This is a genomic window from Clostridium sp. Marseille-P299, assembly GCF_900078195.1.
GTDB lineage: Bacteria > Bacillota > Clostridia > Lachnospirales > Lachnospiraceae > Lachnoclostridium.
Genome location: NZ_FJVE01000007.1, coordinates 1507402 through 1532399, shown reverse-complemented (window position 1 = coordinate 1532399; position 24998 = coordinate 1507402). Strand labels below are relative to the sequence as shown.

21 protein-coding genes are annotated in these 24998 nt (G+C 32.9%); all 21 read right to left on the bottom strand.

Going from position 1 to position 24998, the window contains the following annotated elements; translation table 11 throughout:
- Positions 1–21: 21 nt before the first annotated feature.
- The 21 genes from BN4220_RS14580 to spoIVB all read right to left on the bottom strand — a co-directional run bounded on the left by BN4220_RS14580 (position 22) and on the right by spoIVB (position 24853).
- Complete coding sequence (locus BN4220_RS14580) at positions 22–552, bottom strand: hypothetical protein (RefSeq protein ID WP_066717877.1); 531 nt, start codon at positions 550–552, stop codon at positions 22–24.
- Positions 553–600: 48 nt separating this feature from the next.
- Positions 601–1563: a 16S rRNA (cytosine(1402)-N(4))-methyltransferase RsmH gene (gene rsmH, locus BN4220_RS14575; protein ID WP_066717874.1), complete on the bottom strand. Its 963-nt coding sequence runs from the start codon at positions 1561–1563 to the stop codon at positions 601–603.
- 150 nt (positions 1564–1713) lie between these two features.
- On the bottom strand, positions 1714–2139 hold the full coding sequence (mraZ, locus tag BN4220_RS14570; protein WP_066717871.1) for a division/cell wall cluster transcriptional repressor MraZ: 426 nt from the start codon (positions 2137–2139) through the stop codon (positions 1714–1716).
- A 314-nt stretch (positions 2140–2453) separates the two neighbouring features.
- A complete protein-coding gene (lgt, locus tag BN4220_RS14565; protein WP_242867800.1) occupies positions 2454–3386 on the bottom strand; it encodes a prolipoprotein diacylglyceryl transferase in 933 nt (310 codons plus the stop codon).
- 21 nt (positions 3387–3407) lie between these two features.
- On the bottom strand, positions 3408–4505 hold the full coding sequence (ychF, locus tag BN4220_RS14560; protein ID WP_066721033.1) for a redox-regulated ATPase YchF: 1098 nt from the start codon (positions 4503–4505) through the stop codon (positions 3408–3410).
- Between the two features lie 55 nt (positions 4506–4560).
- A complete protein-coding gene (locus BN4220_RS14555; RefSeq protein WP_066717868.1) occupies positions 4561–5214 on the bottom strand; it encodes a thiamine diphosphokinase in 654 nt (217 codons plus the stop codon).
- A 57-nt stretch (positions 5215–5271) separates the two neighbouring features.
- Positions 5272–5925, bottom strand: a complete 654-nt coding sequence (gene rpe / locus BN4220_RS14550) for a ribulose-phosphate 3-epimerase (protein ID WP_066717866.1) — start codon at positions 5923–5925, stop codon at positions 5272–5274.
- Positions 5926–5951: 26 nt separating this feature from the next.
- Positions 5952–6830 (bottom strand): ribosome small subunit-dependent GTPase A, encoded by an 879-nt coding sequence (rsgA, locus tag BN4220_RS14545; RefSeq protein ID WP_066717865.1) that lies wholly within the window; start codon positions 6828–6830, stop codon positions 5952–5954.
- Entirely contained in the window at positions 6830–9013 is a 2184-nt protein-coding gene (gene pknB / locus BN4220_RS14540) for a Stk1 family PASTA domain-containing Ser/Thr kinase (protein ID WP_066717862.1), read from the bottom strand. The genes rsgA and pknB overlap by 1 nt, the downstream gene beginning before the upstream one ends.
- Before the next feature lie 64 nt (positions 9014–9077).
- Positions 9078–9800 carry a Stp1/IreP family PP2C-type Ser/Thr phosphatase gene (locus BN4220_RS14535; RefSeq protein WP_066717859.1) on the bottom strand — a complete coding sequence of 241 codons (723 nt, stop codon included), beginning with the start codon at positions 9798–9800 and terminating at the stop codon, positions 9078–9080.
- Positions 9797–10861 carry a 23S rRNA (adenine(2503)-C(2))-methyltransferase RlmN gene (rlmN, locus tag BN4220_RS14530; RefSeq protein ID WP_066721031.1) on the bottom strand — a complete coding sequence of 355 codons (1065 nt, stop codon included), beginning with the start codon at positions 10859–10861 and terminating at the stop codon, positions 9797–9799. Before rlmN ends, BN4220_RS14535 begins: the two co-directional genes overlap by 4 nt.
- 47 nt (positions 10862–10908) lie before the next feature.
- Positions 10909–12276, bottom strand: a complete 1368-nt coding sequence (rsmB, locus tag BN4220_RS14525) for a 16S rRNA (cytosine(967)-C(5))-methyltransferase RsmB (protein ID WP_066721028.1) — start codon at positions 12274–12276, stop codon at positions 10909–10911.
- 186 nt (positions 12277–12462) lie between these two features.
- Positions 12463–13176: a zinc metallopeptidase gene (locus tag BN4220_RS14520; protein WP_066717856.1), complete on the bottom strand. Its 714-nt coding sequence runs from the start codon at positions 13174–13176 to the stop codon at positions 12463–12465.
- A gap of 210 nt (positions 13177–13386) precedes the next feature.
- Complete coding sequence (gene fmt, locus BN4220_RS14515; protein WP_066717853.1) at positions 13387–14337, bottom strand: methionyl-tRNA formyltransferase; 951 nt, start codon at positions 14335–14337, stop codon at positions 13387–13389.
- A 178-nt stretch (positions 14338–14515) separates the two neighbouring features.
- The gene (def, locus tag BN4220_RS14510; protein ID WP_066717851.1) at positions 14516–15010 is read right to left on the bottom strand and encodes a peptide deformylase; all 495 of its coding nucleotides are present in this window, start codon (positions 15008–15010) and stop codon (positions 14516–14518) included.
- Positions 15011–15070: 60 nt separating this feature from the next.
- Positions 15071–17356: a replication restart helicase PriA gene (gene priA / locus BN4220_RS14505; protein ID WP_347477108.1), complete on the bottom strand. Its 2286-nt coding sequence runs from the start codon at positions 17354–17356 to the stop codon at positions 15071–15073.
- Between the two features lie 30 nt (positions 17357–17386).
- A complete protein-coding gene (gene murF, locus BN4220_RS14500) occupies positions 17387–18862 on the bottom strand; it encodes a UDP-N-acetylmuramoyl-tripeptide--D-alanyl-D-alanine ligase (RefSeq protein ID WP_066717844.1) in 1476 nt (491 codons plus the stop codon).
- Positions 18863–18938: 76 nt separating this feature from the next.
- Positions 18939–20441 carry a UDP-N-acetylmuramoyl-L-alanyl-D-glutamate--2,6-diaminopimelate ligase gene (locus tag BN4220_RS14495; RefSeq protein WP_066717839.1) on the bottom strand — a complete coding sequence of 501 codons (1503 nt, stop codon included), beginning with the start codon at positions 20439–20441 and terminating at the stop codon, positions 18939–18941.
- Positions 20442–20850: 409 nt separating this feature from the next.
- Positions 20851–22287: a glycogen synthase GlgA gene (glgA, locus tag BN4220_RS14490; protein WP_066717836.1), complete on the bottom strand. Its 1437-nt coding sequence runs from the start codon at positions 22285–22287 to the stop codon at positions 20851–20853.
- Positions 22288–22393: 106 nt separating this feature from the next.
- A complete protein-coding gene (spo0A, locus tag BN4220_RS14485; RefSeq protein WP_066717832.1) occupies positions 22394–23194 on the bottom strand; it encodes a sporulation transcription factor Spo0A in 801 nt (266 codons plus the stop codon).
- Between the two features lie 321 nt (positions 23195–23515).
- Positions 23516–24853: a SpoIVB peptidase gene (gene spoIVB / locus BN4220_RS14480; protein ID WP_066717830.1), complete on the bottom strand. Its 1338-nt coding sequence runs from the start codon at positions 24851–24853 to the stop codon at positions 23516–23518.
- Positions 24854–24998: the final 145 nt, after the last annotated feature.

Here is a 24998-nt window from a genome sequence, read left to right as displayed (position 1 = left end):
TAACTCCTTATAATTTCTCATCTATGGCAGCAATTTATCCAATAGAGATTCTTTATCTACTTCTGGAATATCACTAAATTGTCTAACATAACCCGCATCATTCTTATCATAAGTGATGATCTTATTTTTATTTGGAAATACCATTCCTAACTCACCGACTGCTACATTATAAATTTTTTCTAAATCAAGCGCTGCCGCTAACGAATTTTTCATTGCGTTATTGGTATCTTTTAACTCAGTTAAGGAATTTTCCAATTTTACTATTTGTTTGTCTAGTTGTGTCACTCCTGATTGCACCTTTAAGTATTCTACACAAACTGCAAGAGTACAAATAATAGCTGCAGTCAAAATAACCATTGAGAAAAAGTCTATTCCCGAATCAATGGCTGGTTTACGTTGTGGTTTATTCTGTTGAGTACGATTTGGCTGTCTGGTGATTTGCTCGTCATAACCATATCTCTCTCGTTCAGGTACCACCGCCAATTTTCTAGCTGTATTACCTGATACATACAATGATTGATTTGTACGATACTTTCTTTGATTCGCGTCCATGCTTTTAATCCTCACTTCCCTCTTTTACTTAATTCCTTTCCGGGTGTACTATCTTCTTTCGAATACTCTTAGCTTTGAGCTTTTTGATCTAGTATTAAATTCCATCTCTTCATCCGATGGGATAATTGGTTTTCTTGTTATATTAATTCCTTTTGACTTGTTCCCACACACACATACTGGAAATGTAGGTGGACATGTACAAGGATTTTCGTTCTTTTTAAAATTGACTTTTACAATTCTATCTTCAAGTGAATGAAATGTTATGATACTAAGTCTTCCACCTGGATTTAATAAGTCAATCATATCATCGAGTGAATTGCTAAGAACTTCAAGTTCTTTATTTAACTCAATTCGTATTGCCTGGAATGTTTTCTTTGCTGGATGACCAGTATTCATTCGAATCTTCATAGGTATTGCTGCTTTAATCGCTTCTACTAATTGAAATGTAGTTTCAATTGGATGTTCATTTCTCATGCGAACAATGTGTTTTGCAATGTTTTTAGCAAATTTATCTTCCCCATAGTCCCTTATGATTCGATATAAATCAAATTCACTGTAATTATTTACAATATCTTTTGCTGTCATTTCATTTCTTGTGTCCATTCTCATATCAAGTGGTGCGTCTTCTTTATAAGAAAAACCACGCTCTTTTGTATCAAGTTGGTAGGAAGACACTCCTAAATCAAGTAAAATACCATCGACTTTATCGATATTTAAATTCTGTAATACATTCTTAATATTACAATAGTTACTACGTACAAATGTAACTTTATCTCCATACACAGCTAAGCGCTTTCCAGCAGCTCGTAGTGCATCTTCGTCTTGATCGATTCCAATATATCTTCCATTCTCGCCTAAACGTTTGCATACTTCAAATGCATGTCCACCGCCACCTAGTGTCCCATCGACATAGATGCCATCTAGCTTTACATTTAGACTATCCACTGTTTCCTGTAAAAGTACTGATACGTGTTTAAATTCCCCCGAGGATTTTTCATTCTTTTCTGTCATTGTTATACCTATTTCATGCCACTTTAAAATTTGAAAGAATCATTAGTTAACACAAGTTAAACTGTTATGGCAGGCCTTTCTAATATTATTTTCTTCCACTTTTAAAATATAATACCAACATTAGTATTCGAAATTATATGGAAAGTGATTCTAGAAGCTAAGTCCAAATTCAGACATATGATCTGCAATATCGTCCATATTATCATAACTGTTGTTTTCCCAACGTTCTTTGCTCCATATTTCTATTTTGCTAAGAACCCCTACAAATACAACATCTTTATCAAGACTAGCGTGTTCCCTTAATTTACTTGGTATTAATATTCTACCCTGCTTGTCCACTTCGCAATCAGCAGCACCAGCCATAAAATATCGTTGTAACTGTCTCGCTTCTTTATTTCCCGGAAGGTTTTTAAGTTGATTTACGAAGGTAAGCCATTCTTCATTTGGATATACAAACAAACAACCATCAAGGCCTAATGTAACTACAAAGTTTTCGCCTAATGCTTCACGAAACTTAGATGGTATTATTATTCTGCCTTTAGCATCAATCGTATGATTGTATTCCCCCATAAACATAAGCTTCACCTACCGTTTTTTACTCCACTTTTAACCACTTCTAACTACTTTTCACCACTTTTCACCACTTATAGTTCTATAATACTCTACTTTTTATAAAAAATCAAGCAATAATAGAATAAAAAAAAGTGATGAAAACTACTGAATATTAAGTGTTTTCACCACTTTACTACATATAGTATAAGGATAATTTCCTATACTATATTTACCATATTATTTATAAATATTTACTTTTTTTGCATTGCAACTTACAAATTATAGGTATAAATTACTAGCAACCTCTATCATTTGTTTCTACAAAGAAAAAAAACTGCTTACGCAGTTTTTTTCTTTAAACGTATTCTTATTATTGCAATAATTAAAATCGATACAATTACTAATAAAGCAGATAAAAGCTGTGATACCGCAATTGGTGAATTCCATAAGAACAATTGATCCGTTCTAAGTCCTTCAATCCATACTCTGCCTAGTCCATAACCAGCTAAATATAATAATAATATCTCACCGTTGAATTTCTTATGTTTTGAATAAAAAATCAAACATATTAGTAAAATCAAATTCCAAACAGATTCATATAAAAAAGTAGGATGTACTTGTATATACGTAATACCGTCAATTAGCTTTGTATTATTTCTAATTTCAATAATGCGTTCTAATGCATCTGGTCTATCCGCATAACGATTTGTAAGTGTTGCCAAAGAACAAGTATAATCGCTACTTACTGCATTAATATCAAGTTGCATTGCAAATAATCCATCTGTATATTTTCCAAACGCTTCTTTATTAAAGAAATTTCCCCATCGACCAATAATTTGTCCCACTAGCATACCAAGCATACCAGTATCCCCTAGTAAACCAAAGGAAACCTTTTTTATTCTACAGTAAACAAGTCCTGTAATCACAGCCGTAATCACACCACCATAGATTGCTAGGCCGCCAGTTCTAAGGTTGATTATTTGAATTGGGTCAGCTTTAAATTCATCCCAAGCAAACGCAACATAATATATTCTTGCTCCAATTACTGAAAGTATAATTGCGTAAAGAGCAAAGTCAAGATACAATTCTGGATTTTGACCTGTTCTTTTTGCTTGCCATTGAGCCATTAGCACGCCTAGTATCATACCAGTTGCAATAACTACTCCGTAAAAAGCAATATAGAATCCAAATACAGTGAATCCGCTTGGTACATTATTTAATTCCAAGCCTAAGTTTGGAAAGTTTATATTAGAACTCATTGCTAGAAACATTAATCCGTCACCACTTTTCTTTTATACATTGAATCTAAATAAAACAACATCACCATCTTGTACAACATACTCTTTTCCTTCAGAACGAACGAGTCCTTTGTCTTTTGCAGCATTAAAACTTCCACAATCAACGAGATTTTGATAGCTTACGATTTCTGCACGAATAAATCCTCTTTCGAAATCGGAATGGATTTTTCCAGCAGCACCAGGTGCCTTTGTTCCTTTTGTAATAGTCCATGCTCTTGTTTCTTTTGGTCCAGCAGTTAGATAACTAATTAAACCAAGAATAGAATAACTAGCACGTATTAATTTTTCTAATCCAGATTCTTTTAGACCTAATTCTTCTAAAAACATCTTTTTCTCTTCATCATCTAATTCAGCAATTTCTTGCTCAATCTGAGCACAGATAACAAATACTTCACTAGATTCTTGTTTAGCAAATTCTCTTACTGCATTTACATGTGGATTATTAATTGCATCGTCTGCTAATTCATCATCATTTACATTTGCAGCATAGATTACTGGTTTATAAGTAAGAAGATTTAAGCTTGCAATGATTTCAATTTCTTCTTCATCATCGGTAGGAAAACCTTTTGCTAATTTGCCTTCCTCAAGGAATGCTTTTAATTTTGTAAGCACCTCAACTTCTTTTGCAAGAGATTTATCATTTTTAGAACCTTTGATTGATTTTGATAATCTTCTTTCAATAATCTCAATATCAGAGAAGATTAACTCTAAATTTATAGTTTCAATATCTCTTAGTGGATCAATGGAACCTTCCACGTGAATAATATTGGAATCTTCAAAACAACGTACTACATGAACGATTGCATCTACTTCACGAATATTAGAAAGGAACTGATTACCAAGTCCTTCACCCTTAGATGCTCCTTTAACCAAACCTGCAATATCTACAAATTCAATTGCTGCTGGAATAATCTTTTCTGTATTATATAAGTCTCCAAGCACCTTTAATCTTTCATCCGGAACTGGAACAATACCGATATTTGGATCAATTGTACAGAATGGATAATTTGCTGATTCTGCTCCTGCCTTTGTTAGTGAATTAAATAATGTACTTTTACCGACATTCGGCAATCCAACGATACCTAATTTCATTAAAATACCCATGGCATATCGTAATTACAACGAGCTGCCTTACCTTTCTTTCGTTTTAATCCTGTGCTTCTATAACAAGTATGGTTCCACTTGTCATAGAAATTCTTGCTACATCCTCAATAATTTCATTGCTGATGCCAAGACTTTCTTCTTTCACTAATTTGTGATTATTTAAAGGATACTTAAATCCTTTAAGTGTAACACCCATTACAATGTCTGTGATCGGAATAAGTGATATATATTCACCGTATAGTTTTTCTTTTTCTATAACGGTTTCTTTATTAATTAAATATAATTTATTATTTTTATCAATGATATATGCTGCAATGTCTTTTTGTAAAAACTTAATTAAAAGACCTATATTGGCAAGCATGTGGTCAATACGGCTACCAGTTGCCCCTAAAATCACAACTTCTGTACTACCAATTTCAATTGCTAAATCAACTGCAATTTCAGTATCTGTATAATCTTTTTCTGGTTTAAAAGAACGTATATAGATATTATCATCGTTTTTATACTGTTCTAATATACTCGCATCCGCTGAATCAAAATCGCCCACGATTGCATTTGGTGTTATTAAAAGACTATTAGCAGCTACTAATCCATGGTCCGCACATATGATATAATCAAATTTATAATCATTTATAAATTGCTTAGCAAATGTGAAGTCTATATGTCCACCAGTTATAATTAAGGTTTTCTTTGACAAATTGAACACCTTCCTAAGATACGACTTTTCAATGAATTTTGCAACTAAAATTTTTAATTATTTATTAAAAATTTCTTTGAAGGCTTTCACGTTTTCTTCTATATCACCTTTAAATACAGAAGTACCTGCAACAAAGACATTCGCTCCTGCTTCCATTACCTCTTCTACATTACTTAAGGTAATACCACCATCCACTTCAATCTCAGCAACGCTACCTACTTCATTCATTAATTCTTTTAATTCTTTTATTTTATCTAGTGTAAATGGTAAGAATTTTTGACCACCAAACCCTGGATTTACTGACATGATAAGTACCATATCAAGTTCGCTTATCACATGTTTTAAAACAGAAACCGGTGTTGCAGGATTTAATGAAACTCCAACTTTAATTCCTTTTTCTTTTACTGCCATTACTGTTCGATGAAGATGTTTACATGCTTCTGCATGAATTGTAATAATATCTGCACCAGCTGATACAAAATCATCAATGTATCTTATTGGTTCATCTATCATTAAATGAACATCAAATATCATTTTCGTATTTTTTCTAATAGACTGTATTACTGGCATTCCAAATGATATACTTGGAACAAAGCTACCATCCATAACATCAATGTGTAGATAGTCTGCTCCTGCCGTTTCTACTTTATGGATGCATTCGCCTAATTTGCTAAAATCTGAAGCTAAAATTGATGGGGAAAGTTTGTACATCTTTGTTTCTTACCTTTCTTTAACGTCTAATATCTCTTTTGGTTTTTTAATTCTTCATATAATAATTTGTAATTTAAATAGCGTGTTTCGCTTATTTTACCATTTTGTACATTTTCTTTAATTACGCAATTTGGCTCATTAATATGCACACAGCCAAGAAATCTACATGGTTCATCAAACATATAAAATTCAGGATAACATTCTTTTAAATCTTCTTTTTCCATATCAAAAAGAGCGAGGGAACTAAATCCTGGTGTATCCATAATATAAGTTTCTTCACCCAAGTAGATTAATTCAGAATGTCTTGTAGTATGCTTCCCTCGTTTAATCTTTTCACTAATAGCTCCAGTTTCCATTTCTGCCTCTGGATTTATCTTATTAACAAAGGAAGACTTGCCAACCCCAGAAGGTCCTGCAAGTACAGTAGTTTTATTTTTTAAAAGTTCTTTTACTTCTTCTAAACCTTTATCAAATCTAACACTAATAAATTTAACTTTAGAACCAGAATCCTTATAAATCGCCTCTATAGCATCTTTCTCTTCTTCAGAAATTTTATCTATCTTGTTGAAACAGATAATTGTTTCTATATTCTGATTTTGCATCATGACTAAAAAACGGTCTAGCAAATTTAAATTCGGAGCCGGGTCGGCTGCCGCAAAGATCACAATTGCTTGATCTACATTGGCAACCGCCGGACGAATTAACTCACTTTTCCGCTCTATTACATCTGTTATATTTCCTACTTTTTTGTCTTCATCGATAATATCAATCTCAACATTATCTCCAACTAGGGGCTTTATTTTTTTGTTACGAAAAACTCCTTTTGCCTTACATTCATATAAGCCTAAAGATTCTAAATTAACATAATAAAACCCCGCAATACCCTTCATTATCTTTCCATGCATTATTGTACTAACTCCCGTACTAATTCAACTGACCAACTATTATATAGTGTATTATCAACATACATTCGAAGAATTCCGACGCCTTCTTTTGTACCTTCAATATTTAAAGGATATCCATTTACAAAGTCATCATAACCTAATGTAAGAGTCGCTACTTCTGTTGCTTCGCCATCTTGCTCAAGTTCAAAATATACTTGACCAGAATCACCTTCTGTAAATGGGTTTTCATTTATCTTAACTCTTCCAGTGTAACGATATTGTTCTGGAGCACTTGTTGGTTCTATCGTTGGTTCAGGCGTAGGAGTTGCAGTTGGTGTAGGTGTTACATCTGGACCTGTACTAATTGTAACATCAATAGTTGAACCAATTGCTACCTTTAATCCAGGTGTTGTTGATTGATAAGAAACTAAACCTTCCGCGTACTTATTACTTGCCTCTGGAGTTACATTGCCAAGAATTAAACCATAACGTTCTAATTCTTTTCTTGCATCTTTTTCTGACATACCAAGTATATCTGGTACAGCTACCATGCTTGATTGATCTGGTCCACTGCTAACATAAAGAATAACTGTAGATCCTTTTTTAACCATAACTGGATTATCATCAGAATCACTTCTTGCAGGGTTTGTACGAATAACCATACCAACACTCAAATCATTATTTGCTTCTTCTTTTACTTCAACTTCAAGACCTAAATCTTTTAATGTTTTCGTAGCTAATTCTTGTGATAGATTATATACATTTGGTAACTTAACCATCTCTGTGCCAGCACTAAGAGTTAAAATAATCTCACTATTTGGAGCAACTTCAGTATTTTCAGGTGGATATTGTTTCATAACAAGATCTTTATCATATTCATCTGAATACTCAGCTTCTTCAGCATATCGAATTTGGAAATTCTCAGATCTCTCTTTTAACGCTTTATATGCATCCTCAGTAGTTAATCCTACTACTCTTGGAACAGTTACTAAATCTGTAACGTCACTACCAGAGATTTCTGGTGTTGGTGATGGTGAAGCTGTAATTGTAACTTCTGGTGCAGGTGTAACATCATCTGGCTTCTTACCAAAAATATCAAATAAACCAAAGAATTTAAAAACAAAATACAATACTACTAAACCTAGAGCAACCGCAGTCACTACAGTTCCTACGACTAAAACTTTTTCTACTCTAGAATCTACGCTATCAAGCTCTTCCTCTTCTTCTTTTTGGACTTTACTTGACGCTTGTTCTTTAACAGATGCATCATATAGCGTAACTGGTGTTTTTGCAGCACTCTTAATGTGATTCATCTCATCATCTGTTAAATTTATTGTTGGAGAGTCTGTAATCGTACTTGTTGCTAAGACAACAAAATCTCCATCTGGATTTACTAAAGATCTCTTTAAGTCTTTGATTAAATCAGAAGCAGTTAAATATCTGCGTTCTGGTTTTTTCTGCATACATTTTTGTACAATTTTATTCAAACTAATAGGGACTTCTGGATTAAGTTCTCTTACTGGAACTGCCTCTCCTTGAATATGAAGGAGTGCAACAGAAACTGTATTATCGCCTGCGAATGGAACTTTTCCAGTAAGCATTTCATATAAAGTTACACCAAGAGAATAGATATCACTTTTTTCATCACTATATCCTCCTCTTGCCTGTTCTGGTGATAAATAATGTACAGAACCAATTGCATTCTGAGTTACCGTATTTGAAGTTGCAGCTTTTGCAATTCCAAAGTCAGTAACCTTTACTTTTCCATCTCTAGAAATAATTATGTTTTGAGGTTTAATATCCCTGTGAATTATGTGATTATCATGAGCTGCTTCCATACCTTGTGCAATCTGAATTGCGATACCAACAGCTTCTTTAATTTCAAGTTTACCTTTACGCTCAATAAATTTCTTAAGAGTAATACCCTCTACTAGCTCCATAACTATATAATATAGTCCGTCATCATCACCTACATCATATACATTAACAATGTTAGGATGAGATAACCCAGCTGCAGATTGTGCTTCTCCACGAAATTTAGTGACAAAATTTTTATCATTTGAGTATTCCGGTTTTAAAATTTTGATAGCAACATAGCGATTTAATCTATGACACTTTGCTTTGTATACATCAGCCATGCCACCAGATCCAACCTTATCTATTATCTCATACCTGTCACTAATAAACATTCCCGGTTTAATCATTCTACTACCTTATACCTTTCCGGCCTATATATTAACGCCTCTTTTCTCATACTATTATAAATACCTAAATTCGAATCATGACAATTGCTATATTATCTTTTCCACCATTTTGATTGGCTTTATCTACCAATGTCCTAGAGGCAGTTTCAATATCATCTCTATAAGTATTTACAATATCATATATCTCTGAATCACCTAACATATTGGATAATCCATCAGAACACAAAAGAATAATGTCTCCTGCATTAATATTAATTTCAAAATAATCAGCTACAACTGTACTACTTGCACCTAATGCTCTAGTTATAATGTTTTTATTCGGATGAAATCTTGCTTCTTCTCGTTTGATTTCACCGTTTTTTACCATCTCTTCAACCAAAGAATGGTCTTCTGTAACCTGTCTTATCTTATCATCAATAACATAAAGACGACTATCTCCAATGTTCGCTACATATGCAGTGTCCTCAAATATAGAGGCCATAACAAATGTCGTTCCCATACCTTCAAGTTCGCTTTGTTCTTTTGCTTTTTCAATCAGTAATTCATTTGTTTCACGAACTGCATCTTCAATATTTCCTATGACTGTCTTCGCAGATTTTGTCTCAATGAAATGAACAAAATTCTCCACACAAAATTTCGAAGCAAAGTCTCCCGCCTTGTGTCCACCCATACCATCCGCAACGATAAATAGATTTGGAAATGAACCAACAGGGTTTTCATTACAGTATACAAAGTCCTGATTTACAACACGTTTTTGTCCAATATCTGTAATAGAAAAAGTATTCACGATTGATTCTCCACCCCCTGCACTTTACAGCATTCTGTATAGCTCTTTCGCAATTGCCCACAGGCGGCATTTATATCAGCGCCCATTTCTCTTCTTATAGTAACATTAATTCTGTTTTTTTCAAGTATATTTTTGAAATTTTGTATATTTTTACTCGTTGAACGTTTAAAATCTCGCTCTTTTATTGGGTTAACTGGAATAAGATTTATATGGCAATTTTTTGCCTTTAAGAGCCTTGAAAGTTCTCTTGCTTGCTCTGGTGTATCGTTCACACCCTCCACTAAACTATACTCAAAACTTACTCGTCGACCTGTTTTTTCATAGTAATAGTCACATGCTTCTAATACCGTATGTAATTCATAACGGTTCGCAATTGGCATAATCTTTTTACGATCCTCATTATTCGGTGCATGAAGTGATAATGCAAGTGTAATTGATAAATCTTCTTCTGCAAGCTGTTTAATCTTTTCAACAATTCCACAGGTGGATACTGTAATATTTCGTTGACTTATATTTAATCCAGATTCATCTGTCAACATACGTATAAATTTAACTAAATTATCATAATTATCCATTGGCTCGCCAGTTCCCATTACTACTACATTAGAAACTCTCTCACCAGAAATTCTTTGAATCTGATAAATTTCATCAAGCATCTCTGAAGGCATAAGATTTCTCTCTAACCCTCCAATTGTGGATGCACAGAACTTACAACCCATTCGACACCCTACTTGTGAGGAAATACAAACAGAATTCCCGTGATGATATTTCATCAATACACTTTCGATAATATTTCCATCTGGAAGTTCAAATAAAAACTTGCATGTACCATCAATTGCAGATTCTAAACATTGTACTTCTTTTAATGTCACTAAGGTATATTGATCTTTTAATTTTTCTCTAAGATCTTTTGATAGATTTGTCATTTCATCAAAGCTTTGTGCAAGTTTCACATGTAACCATTCATATATTTGAGTAGCTCGAAATGGTTTTTCACCAAAAGACTTTAATTCCTCTTTTAATTCTTCTAATGTAAATGACTTAATATCTTTTTTTTCCATATTTTCTCCATTTGCTTCTTCAATTTCCAACCTATAAAACAAATAATTTATTCGCTCTTTCTTCTTAATCTAGATATAAAAAAACCGTCGGTACTGTGAACACCTGGTATTAATTGAATATATCCATTCTTTGTAGTTTCGCCTATAAGATTCTTAGGTAAGTATTCATCTAAGCTTTCTACCTCAAATGGAAAATTATCTAAAATATATTTTAAATTTTCTTCATTTTCTTCCCGATTTATTGTACATGTACTGTAAAGTAGCGTACCACCTTTTTTTGCATACTTCGTAACTACATTAAGAATCTGTCGTTGTAATTTCACTAGATCTTTTTGTTGATCTGGTTTCATCTTATATTTAATATCAGGTTTCTTACCAAAAACACCAAGTCCTGAACAAGGTAAATCCGCAATGACAATATCAGCAGATTCGATGCTATCCTCATCAAGTAAACTTGCATCCATTACTTTTGCTGTTAGATTACTTGCATGATTACGCTGGATATTTTCTTTAATTAGAGCTACCTTTTTATCCGTAAGATCTCTGGCTTCAACACTACCTTTAGCGTCAGTTCCCTTTTCTACTACTGTTAGTAACTCCGCAACGTGCAATGATTTACCGCCAGGTGCAGCACAAACATCAATAATTTTATCTCCTGGCTTTACTCCCGCTACCATACCAACAATCATAGAGCTTTCATCTTGTACTTGATAATACCCTTTTTGAAAGGACTGTAAACGTTCTAAAGAATCATAATTCTTAATTTTAAGAGCAAGTGGATAATAATCCCCTTCTTCTACACTTACGCCTTCCTCTATAAGAGTTTGAATTAATTCTTTTTTTGATATCTTACTTTCATTAACTCTTATGCTTGTTGTCTTTTCTTCAAAAGATGAAGCCAAGATTGCTTCCATTGTATCGTAATTAAATTGTTCGGTTAGTGTTTCTATGATCCAAAGTGGTGTTGAATATACAAGACTAAGACGTTCTGAGGTTGGTATCTCTTTTGGATACTCATATAAAGATTCTTTGTTTCGGATGGCATTTCTTAAAATACCATTAACAAATCCACTTAGACTTTGAAACCCTCTCTTTTTCGCTATCTTTACTGCTTCATTACATGCTGCAGAATCTGGAACCTGATCCATGTACTTAATTTGATACATGCCCATACGAAGCAGATTTCGAATCAGAGGTTTCATTTTATTTATCTTAATTTTAGAAAAACGTTCTATATCATAATCTAGTGTTATTAATCGTTCTATGGTGCCATTTAATAACCTAGTAATAAAACTACGTTCTTTCTTATCTAAATCATTTAATTCTCCTAAAGTACGAGAAAGAACTAAATGACTATGTTTGTCCTTTTCAATTACTTCAATCAGCATATCAAGCACAATTTCTCTTGCATTCATATATTGCTCCTGTCCGTGCTTTAATGCACTTATTTTTGTAGAAACTTTCATTTCCCACTCTAATAAAGTATTAAAACTTCTAGAAGAATTAATTAAATAAAATCATAATCAATTTCTTATGACATATGTGTCTTAAAATCATTGATGTGATTCCTTTTATAATACATTTCTTCTAGAAGTTTAAGATTAGTTATCTCGATTTCTGTTCCCGAATAGTAAAATAAGACGAAGAAGTTGTAAGATCGAGCTTGCAGCACCAGCGACATAAGTAAGTGCAGCTGCCGTTAAGACTTTTTTAGTATGAGAAATTTCATCACCATATAAAATTCCTGTATCTCCCAATACTCTAACTGCTCGTCTTGATGCATCAAATTCTACCGGGAGTGTAACTAATTGAAATAGTACTGCAAGCGAAAACAGTACAATTCCCAAAGTAATAAGTGGTTGCACCCAACCAATAATGACGCCTATAATAATCATAGGCCATGCTAAGTTAGCTCCAATATTAGCTACTGGCACTAATGCACCTCTAAGTTTTAATGGCGCATAACCAAGATTATGCTGTATGGCATGACCACATTCATGTGCAGCTACACCAATTGCAGCTACGGAACTGTCATTATAAACCGAGTCTGATAATCTTAAAGTTTTCGTTCTTGGATCGTAATGATCCGTTAAATTACCAGATACTCTTTGTATGCTTACGTCATAAATACCAGCATTACGGAGAACTCGCTCCGCTGCTTGTGCACCTGTTAATCCCGATAAACTTCTTACCCTTTGATACTTTGCATATGTTGATCTCATTTTAGCCGATGCGATCAAACAAATGACAGCACCAAGAATTACTAGCATATACGTAGGATCAAACATAAACGGATATCCATAATATAATAACATAATCTGCTCCCTTCTGCGTAAAATACGCGAATAATAAAGAGGGATTATTAAATTTTCCCTTCATGATCTTTTAACTTCAATCAGCATCTTAAGGTTATATTTAAGTAAACGTTTCGATACTTCTTTCCGTCTTTACTATAATACCACAAATTTAAGTCAAACCTTTGAAGAAACTATTAAATTTTTATGAAACATAAAGGGAAAAACTTGTTATTTTTGAAACGTATATCCTACTTCAATCGGATATCCACGAAGAAATTCTGCTGTGGTTACACGTTTTTTACCTTCTAATTGCAATTCAAGTATTTCTAATAGGCCACTAGATGTTTTTATGAAAAAACTGTTCTTTCCAACGCTAGTGATTTGACCATTTTGATATTGCTTAGATTCATCCTCTCTTTCTGGATCATTACAAACGGCTGCTCGCCAAATTTTTAAAGTTTTACCTTCAAAGTGAGTATATGCACTTGGCCAAGGATTTAAACCACGGATCAATCGTTCTAATTCAATCGCTGATTTATTAAAATCCAAATTTCCCATGGATTTATCTAACATTTTAGCATAGGTAAATAAAGAATCATCTTGTTTTTCTCTCTTCATCGTACCTTCTTTTATCTGATCAATTACTTTCATTAAAGCAGTTCCACCAGCAATTGCTAATTTATCATGTAAACTTCCAGCAGTTTCCTCTTTATCTATGGTTACTTCTTCTTTTAATATCATATCGCCAGTGTCACAGCCTGCATCCATTTGCATAATTGTTACACCTGTTACTTCTTCTCCATTAATGATCGCCCATTGATAAGGAGCTGCACCACGATATTTTGGAAGTAAAGATGCATGAACATTAATACAGCCATACTTAGGAATATCTAGTAATCGTTGGGATAAAATTTGTCCAAAGGCTGCAACAATAATAATATCTGGATTTAATTCTTCTATTATTTTTATAAATTCTTCATCTTTTACTCTATTTGGTTGATAAACAGGGATATTATTTTTAATAGCCAATTCTTTTACTGGAGGAAACGCCATCTCTTTTCCTCTTCCCTTTGGCTTATCTGGTTGAGTAACAACTGCAATAATATCTTGCTTATGTTCAATTAATGTATTTAAAATCACAGCCGCAATTTCCGGTGTGCCCATAAATATTGTTCTCATGATTAACTCCAATCTTATATAATATAACTTTCATTTGAACTTTCATTTGAACTATCCATGACCAGTGAACTTATTCATGCTTTTACTTAAGCCATTCATAATCATTTGAATTATTCATACTTTTACTTAAACTATTTATACATTCGCTTAAACTACGCAAATTTCATTTAAATATTTTTTATGCTTCTTCCTCTTCTTCCTCATATACAGTAGAATCATGAAGCTCGCCTTCTACTTTTTCAACATACAATACACCATTTAAGTGATCAATTTCATGGCATAATGCACGTGCTAAAAGTTCTTCTCCCTCTACCACGATTTCTTGCATATTGCGGTCGAATCCCTTCGCTTTTACATGGTTTGGTCTAGTTACCTTTCCTGCTTTTCCAGGAACGCTTAAACAACCTTCATCTCCTGTTTGTGTACCTGATGTTTCAATAATTTCAGGGTTAATTAATACGATAGGCTCGTTCCCCTCATAGGAAACATCAATTACGATAATACGTTTTAAAATTCCTACCTGAGGAGCTGCTAAACCAACACCGTTTGCATCATACATTGTCTCTAACATATCATCAATTAATGCTGAAATTTTTGGTGTCATTTCCTTAACTTCTTTTGCTTGTTTGTTTAAAATGGAATCTCCCATTACTCGTATATTTCTAATTGCCATTTTTATCATCCTTTCTTATAACAATATAATTTTATTTTAAATTGTTTTATATAAACTGTTTTAATAACTACTCATTGGATTAAAATCAAACTGAACGCTTACAGCTTCAAAATATTCCGAATTTTCTATATATCCTTCAAGGAAATCTTTTAAGAGAACTAGGCTCTCATAATTCTCATATTTAAAATATATAACTCTACGATAAATATCGTTTGCCTTTGCTAGGCTTGCATCGGTAGGCCCAACAATAATAGAATTAACAATCAGTTCATTCTCTTCTTTTGATTGGTTCATTGCAGCCAAACTTGATTCTAAATATACTCTTGCAGCACCTGCAAATAGCTCAGACGCCTTTTTAACCTTTGCCTCGTCTTTGGATAACAACAATCCCACTAGTATATGAGCTGCTGGAGGATATTTTAATAGTTTACGATAATTCATTTCATTCTCATAAAAACTAGTATAATCCTCTTTTGCTGCTGATACAATACTATAGTGCTCTGGTTGATAGGTCTGAATCACTACTTCACCTAAAAGTTCACCACGTCCAGCTCTACCAGCTGCTTGCGCTAGCAATTGAAAGGTTCTCTCAGCTGCTCTGTAATCTCCTGCATAAAGTGACATATCTGCTGCAAGTATTCCAACAAGAGTAACACCGCTAAAATCATGACCTTTTACTATCATTTGAGTACCAATTAGTATGTCGGCATCTCCACTTGCAAAGGTAGCCAAAATTTCTTCGTGGCTATTTTTTTGTTTGGTTGTATCTGCATCCATACGTAGCACCCTAGCAGTCGGGAATTCTCGCTTCACCATCTCCTCCACCTTTTGTGTTCCCGTTCCAAATGCTGCAATATAACGTGAACCACATACTGGGCAAAGTTTTGGCATTGTTTCTTCATAACCACAATAATGACATCTCAAACTCCCGTTGTTATGAGATGTCAAGGATATATCACAATGTGGGCATTTTAACACATGTCCACAACTTCTACACGAAACAAATCCTGCATAGCCTCTTCGATTAATAAAAAGCATTATTTGTTGTCTTTTTTCTAAGCGATCTTTGATTAACTCTCTTAACAAATTACTAAACATAGATTTGTTTTTATTTTTTAACTCTTCACGTAAATCTATAATATGAACTGTAGGTAATTTTGCTTCTTTTGCACGAGAATGCAACTTAAAAAGTCCAAACTCTTCATTTATTGCCTTGGAATAGGATTCTAGTGAAGGTGTTGCTGATCCAAGGATCACAGAAGCATTGGATAATTCCGCTCTTTTGATTGCCACTTCTCTTGCATGATATTTTGGTGGCATTTCACTTTTATAACTCGCTTCATGTTCTTCATCGATAATAATCAATCCTAGATTTTTAAATGGTGTAAACAATGCAGAACGTGGTCCTATAATAATGTCTACTTCTCCATTTTTAGCACGAAGACTTTGGTCATACTTTTCACCTTGGGATAATCTTGAATTCATAATAGAGATGCGGTCTCCAAACCTTCCATAAAAACGCATTACTGTTTGGTAGGTCAGTGCAATTTCAGGAATTAACATAATTACTTGTTTTCCAGCCGCTATAACACCTTCAATTATATCTAAGTAGACCTCTGTTTTCCCACTTCCAGTCTTACCATGAATTAGATAAGTCTTTCTGATTCCTTCCTTATAATCCTTTAATATTTCAGAAACTATATGCTTTTGTTCTTCATTTAAAATAATATTTTTTTTATGATTATTTTCTCGAATCACAGGATTTCGATACAAAGTTTTTGTTTCTACCTTAATAATACCAGACTTTTGTAAGCTTTCTATGGTAGATCTAGATATATTTAGCTTATTCACAACGATTTCATGGTCTAATTCCATTTTATCAATTAATTCTTGTAGTAATCTAGCTTTTGCTTTGTGACTTTTACTACTTGCTATCTTATATGACTCAATTGCTTCTTCCCTAGAAACTGCTAGTGTAACCGTTTTTTTCTCAACATGCTTAACACTTTTTTTAACTGGTATTACTGTTCTTAGAGCATCATTCATTGTACCGCCAAATTGTTCTTTAATATAATAAGCAAGTGCTATTAATTGACTTTCAATTCGAATTCCTTTTTCCTCAACCGCTGCAATCGGTTTAATATATTCTATTGAAATTTTAGGAGTTTCTGATAAAGATACGATGTAACCCTTTATTGTTCGGTTTCCTTTTCCAAAGGGAATAATTACAGGTGCGCCAATCACTGCAACACTTTTTAATTCCTCTGGAATACTATATTGGTAAGTCTTATCCAGATGTTCACTCGAGATATCAACAATAATATCCGCATATTGCAATGACCTCACCACCTTTTCTTCTTGTTGTATCATCTATATTTAAAATTTTTCTTTTATTTTATGCACGATTTCATCCAAATGCATCCCACGAGAACCTTTTAAAATAATAGAATCTCCCGTTTTTAACTCAGATAATAAATAATTCGCTGCACTTTCATTATCCGTAAAGTTAATTGTTGTTATTCTATTATTGTTTTCTTTGATTGCATCGGTTATATAGCGTGCCTCACCACCAACAGTAACTACTACATCTACGGATGTTTTCGCTAGGTATGTACCCACTTCATAATGGCAAGAATGAGACATTTCACCTAATTCTAAAATATCAGCAAATACTGCAATTCTACGATTTGCCTCAGGTAATGCTAAAAGTACATCCACTGCACTCTTCATGGAATCTGGACTAGCATTATACGTATCATCCACTAAGGTAATTCCATTTAATTTTTCAATTTCACCACGCATTGATATTGGACGATACTCTTCCAATCCTTTTTTTGCTTCCTTAGGATGAATTCCATAAGTATAAGCAACGGATAACGCAACTACTGCATTTAGCACATTATGCGTACCAAGAACATTTAATTTAATTTCTTCTTCTATCATTTTACCACGAGAATCCATAAAACAGAAGTTAAAAAATGTCTGTTCTCCTAAATTTCGAATATTTTTTGCGAAATATGCAAATTCATTTTGAAGACCAAATGCTTCTACAGTCGCATTTTCAAGGGCCTTTTTTGTTTCAAAGGATGTTTTTATTTTCGATTGTTTTTGTGTAGAATCTATATTTTTTGTATCTTTTTTATACGCATCATAAACTTCATATAATAATTCATCTTCACCATTTACAAATAGTGTTGCATCTTTGCTAAACTCATTTATTATATTTAATTTAGCTTCTCTTATATTTTCTTTACTTCCTAATTGTCCAATATGGGATACCCCTATATTTGTGATTACTGCAAGGTTTGGCTTCACTATTTTTGCTAGTCTTTCCATTTCACCTGGCAGACTCATTCCCATTTCAATAACGGCAATATCATGTTCTTTTGCTATTTTTAGCATCATCTGTGGCAATCCCACTTGACTGTTCATATTTCCAAGGGTTTTTAAAACATTGTATTTCACAGATAAAGCAGCCGCTATCATTTCTTTCGTCGTTGTCTTACCAACACTTCCTGTAATGCCAATGATAGGAAGTGTAAATTGTTCTCTATAATAAGTTGCTAATTGCTGTAGAGCATCAAGGGTGTGTTCTACTTTAATGTATGTCATATCATTCGTATCTTCTTCAATCTTATCACGCATTGTAAATGTAACACGCATCCCGCTGTTATATGCATCCTTTATAAAATTATGTGCGTCTACACGTTCTCCTATAATAGGAACAAACAACGTAGTTTCATTTCCTTCTTTGGAGTTTGTTGAGACAGCAGATATTAATTTACTGCCGTCTCCATAAAGAATACTTCCTCCAACGATTTCTGCTATTTTTAAAGCGCTAAATGTTTCCATGATCTTTATAACATTTCAAGTTATCCTTTGAAATGTTCCTTTCTTCTTATTTTTACATACATTATTCTTTAAATTCTTACTGTACATTCCATGCTAGTTGTAATACTTCACGCTTTTCTACTGGCATTTCATCTAAGATTTCCTTAATTAAATCACGTTCATCCATATGGTACTTTACTCCGCAAATTTCTTGATAATCTTCATGTCCCTTGCCCGCGAGTATGATAACATCTCCATCTTGTGCATTTTCAATACAGTATTTAATAGCATCCTTACGATTTATAATTGAAACGTACTTACCGTTTCCACGTTTTACACCTACGATAATATCTTCAATAATTGCTTCTGGCTCTTCATATCTTGGATTATCTGAAGTTACAACTGTGAGATCTGCAATATTGGAAGAAATTTCACCCATTTCAAATCTTCGATCTTTTGAACGATTCCCTCCACAACCAAACATACATACCAAACGTTTTGGCTGATATTCTTTTAATGTAGATAATACGCTTTCTAAACTCATTGCATTATGAGCATAATCAATCATTAAAGTAAAACGTTTAGAAATTGGCACCATTTCAACTCTTCCCTTAACTTTTACATCAAGCATTGCTTGTTTTATTGTTTCTACTGGAATATTAAAATGTCTACAGATAGCAATTGCTGTCAAAGAATTGTACACACTAAATTTCCCTGGAATGTTTACATGAATGTTAAAGTCCATCAAGCCTTTTACATCATATTTTACACCAAGGTTACCTAAACTGCTGTGTAAATCTACATTCTCTGCTCTTAAATCTGCTTTTTCAGAGAGCCCAAAAGTTTCAAGTGTACATGTATGACCTTTTAAAACCGTTTCCATATGTTCATCGTCTATATTTGCAATACCAACCTTACAATTCTTAAACAAGATTCCTTTGCAAGCCATATATTCTTCAAAACTACTATGTTCATTTGGTCCAATATGATCTGGTTCCATATTTGTAAAAATGCCAAAATCAAAAGTAAACCCAGAAACACGATGAAGCATTAGTCCTTGTGATGATACCTCCATTACAACGCTTTCACAACCGCACTTTACCATTTCACTAAAATATTGTTGAACAAGGTATGACTCTGGTGTCGTATTGTCTGCTGGGATTACTTTATCGCCAATAATCGTTTCAATCGTACCAATTAAACCAGTTTTAATTCCTGCTTTTTGTAGAATAGAATATACCATATAAGTTGTTGTCGTTTTTCCCTTTGTACCAGTGATACCGATTGTTTTTAATTTTTCTGCAGGATAATCAAAATAAGCAGCTGATAAAAATGCAAGTGCTTCTCTTGTATTTTCAACCTTAATTACTGTTACATCTTTTGATACTGTAACATCTTTTTCAACAACAATCGCTGTTGCACCTTTTTCCACTACTTCTTCGACATAATCATGGCCATCATATTTCGCACCTGAAATACACACAAACAAACTGTTATTTGTAACTTTTCTTGAATCGTATATAAGGCTTTCTACCTCAGTAGAAACATCACCCTGTACGCATGTATAATTCATTCTCTCCAATAACTTACTTAATTTCATAAAAAGTCCTCTCTTCGTTTCTTATTTTAAATACTTATTTTATTGCTAAATCTATTAATGCTTACTCCTATGTTTATATAAAATAAAATTATATGTATGGCTTGTTTTAATTGTCTATCAAGACACACCACACCATGTTATAATTATATAAAATTTTCTAAAAAAAATACACTTCATATAGTGGTGTAAATATTGCAAATTATGCTTTCCTTAAATATTGTACACACAAAAATGAGAATGTCAAAAAAATCTGTCTATATTTCTGCTAAAATTCAGCTTAAATCTTCTTTATTTAAAAATAATACATCTTCTAACAAAAATTTTCTTAAATAACAAATGAGAGTGCCAAAAAACATCAATTCTATGTAAGCCACATACACATTGATATTTCTTGACACCCTCTGCCTGATTATAAATTATTATATAGTTTTTCGTACTTATTTGCTGAGTTCCCCCATGAAAAATTTTGGTTCATTCCCCGATCTATTAATTTATTCCATTCTCTCTTTTTATTATAAAAAACGTTTTTTGCATAACGTATTGTATCTAACATTTCATGTGCATTGTAATTTTTAAAACGAAATCCTGTGCCAAGACTATTGTATTCATCGTATGGCATTACGGTATCTCTCAACCCCCCGGTTTCACGCACAATTGGCACCGTACCATAGCGAAGACTTATTAATTGACTTAATCCACAAGGTTCAAATAAAGATGGCATTAAGAAGGCATCACTTGCGGCGTAGATTTTGTGGGAACGTTCATCTGAATAAAAAATATTAGCGGAAACTCGTTTCTCATACTTCCAAGCAAAATGTCGAAACAAATTTTCATATTTCTCTTCACCAGTTCCCAAAACCACAAGTTGCGTATCCTCTGCACAAATTTCCTCCATCATATAGTCAATTAAATCTAAGCCCTTTTGATCCGTTAATCTTGAAACAATTCCGATCATAAAAACATTGTCTTTTTCATCCAAACCAAGCTCTGCTTGCAATGCACGTTTATTTTTAACCTTTTCCTTACGGAAATTTATTGGATTATAATTTTTAAAAATCAATGAATCCGTAAAAGGATTGTACTCTTCATAATCAATACCATTCACAATACCTATTAACGAATTCGATCTTGCTCTTAAAAGTCCATCAAGACCTTCTCCGTAAAATGGCATCTTAATTTCTTCCGCATAAGAATCGCTTACCGTAGTTATAAAATCTGAAAATACAATTCCACCCTTCAAATAATTTGCATCACCATATGCCTCTAATTTATCCATTGAGAAATAATTCTCTGGCAAGCCTGTGATATCTTTTATAGTCTTTTTATCCCAAACTCCTTGGAATTTCAAATTATGAATGGTTATTATCGTTTTTATATTACGGTAAAACGGATTATTTATAAATTCATCGTGTAGAAAAACTGGTATAAGACCTGTTTGCCAATCATGGCAGTGTATAATATCTGGCTGAAAATCGACTGCCTGAAGACATGAAAGTGTTGCCTTACAAAAGAATGCAAACTTTTCGATATCTTCATAAATATTTCCATAGGGCTTTACCCCTGTAAAATAAAATTCATTATCAATAAAGTAAAAAATAATTCCTTCATACTCCATCTCCATTATACCAACGTATTGATTTCTCCATGCTAAGTCCATATAAAAATGAGTCTTAGGAATCATCTTCTGTTTATAGACTTCAGGTATGGCTAAATAATTCGGAATTATTACTCGAACATCAAACTTCTCTTTATCTATGTATCTTGGTAAAGTTCCAACTACATCTGCTAAACCACCCGTTTTTATAAATGGTACACACTCCGATGCTGCAAATAATATTTTCTTCATTGTATACGCCTCCAATCAATTGGTAGTTGTATAATTTTATTTCATTATACATGAAACAATAATAATAAAAAGAGGAAACGAATACATTACAATATTTACATTGATATTACATTCTTAATTTATACTCTAATCGAATTTTATCTGCAATTAATGCTACAAACTCCGAATTTGTAGGTTTTCCTTTTCCATTACTTACAGTATATCCAAATAAATCGTCAATTGTATCCATCTTTCCTCTACTCCATGCCACTTCTATTGCATGTCTAATTGCACGTTCTACACGACTTGGTGTAGTTTTATGGCGTTTTGCTATCGAAGGATATAATTGTTTCGTAATGGAATTAAGCATCTCATTGTCATCCACTGACATCATAATTGCATCTCTAAGATATTGATATCCTTTAATATGAGCTGGAACTCCAATTTCATGAATGATGTTTGTTACATCAGATTCTAAATTTCTTTCTTTATAGGAATTTGTATTTTCATAAGTCACCATTTTGTGATTATCTATTAATCTGGAATGTGAATCACCTTTTACTTGCTTTATTCTACTAAGAACCATATTATTATCAAATGGTTTCATAATATAATAACTAGCACCAAGTTCAAATGCATTTTCCGTTACTCGTTCTTGTCCGATCGCTGTTATAACGATAAAAGAAGGGGTACGCTTAAACTCACTACTCTTCTTAATCTTCTCCATAACGCCAAGTCCATCAAGTTTTGGCATAATCAAATCTAGTAAAACGACGTCTGGATTTTTCTCTTTTATTAATTCAAGAGCATCTACTCCATTTTCAGCTCTCCCTATAACTTCAATTTCATTGTCTTCTTTTAAAATGTCTTCTAATAAATTTAACATTCTGACATTATCGTCTACAATAGCTACTGAAATCTTACCCATTAAAAAATACCTCCCAAAAACGATTCAATTTTACACTTTTCGACACATCTTTTGCTTCCCGTTGAATTTGTACAAAATTGGCGCCTAATTCTGCAAATTCTCTTCTTCTACTTTATATACAAACAATTGTAAATAAATGTAATTCTGTTTACAAATGAATTATATCCATTAATTCCCATATTTTCAATTCTATTTTAACGCATAATTCGACATATTGCAATAACTAATTAATAAAAAAATGGAAAAACTTTATATAAAACCAAGATTTTCTAGCAGTCGAATTAAAGGGGATACTTTTTGTTTTATTTTAATTTTTTATTTCTACTCTTGTAGAACTTGTATCATATTCTCGATAAATGTTCCATATCCTCTTGCTGGGTCTCGAACAAATACATGTGTCACAGCTCCAATTAATTTCCCATTTTGTATAATAGGGCTACCACTCATACCTTGAACAATTCCACCAGTTGTCGCAATTAAGTCAGGATCTGTTATCTTTATTACTAAACCTTTACTCAAATTACTACTATTTAAATCAACTTCTTCAATACGAATGGAATATTCTTTTATTTTACCTTCTACATAGCAAAGTATCGATGCATTACCAATTTGAACCTCTTGTTTTAAACCAATTGGCATAGGAACAGAATAATTATTATCAGACGCACTCTTATATATATCAGAGTTCGAATTTACTGTACCAAAAATTCCTTGATGGGTATTCTTAAAAAGTGTTCCAATTTTTCCAGTTTCATTCTGATGGATTACACCTGATAATTCGCCTGGAGCACCTGATTGCCCTTTTACAATTGAAATAATATCAGCATGGTAAATCGCACCTTCTCCTACTTCTAATAAAACTCCTGTATCAACATCCGTAATTCCATGTCCTAATGCACCAAAATCACCATTACTGCTGATAAAAGTTAAAGTACCAATACCTTGTGTATCATCTCGAATCCAAGTACCTATTTTATATTCTCCCGACGAAGTTTTTACTGGCTTTATTGAAACTGTAAGCTCATTTTTCTTTCTTCTAATATTAAAATTAACAATTTCACCGTTGGTCGCTTGTATCAATTTTATTAATTCTTCTTTTGACTTAACAGTTTTCCCATTGACAGCTGTTATATAATCACCTGTTTTTAAAATATTAATTGCAGGTTCGTAATTCATGCCATCTTCTCCCGTTATTGGAGCAGTTCCAAGAACCAAAATACCATTTGTACGAAGGGTGATACCAATAGGCATACCACTTGGAATCAATTCCATTGATTCTATAACATCCAAAGATATTTTTTTTAACTCAAGAAATCCAAATAACTTAAGTATTACCGTATAGCTTCCTGTCTTAGATGACTGAATTGAGAACGGTTCATTGAAATTGATATGAATCTGATTGGATGGAACTTTGGATTCATTTACTTGAAGTACACCAACATCTTCGGTAATTATATCTGCTTCAATTGGTAATTTGAAATCGAAATTCTGTGATTTATCTACTAAAATCCTTATCTTATCAGGTATAATGTTATTAAATCTATAATAAGTAAACCATATGATACCAATGATATTTAAAATAAAGAAAAGTATAAGTATCATTCGATATCTTCTCATGAATGGACTATCTGCTTTCCCTCTTGATAAACTCGTACGCATACTTTTTTCTCCTGCCTTTCTTTCTGTCGTTGTAAGCGGAATTTAAAAAACGCCAATAAGAAAAGGATATACACTCAAGTATATCCTTGCATTATTAGATTCTTCAATTAGTATGCGTATTTGTTTGATTTTCAAACTAGGATTT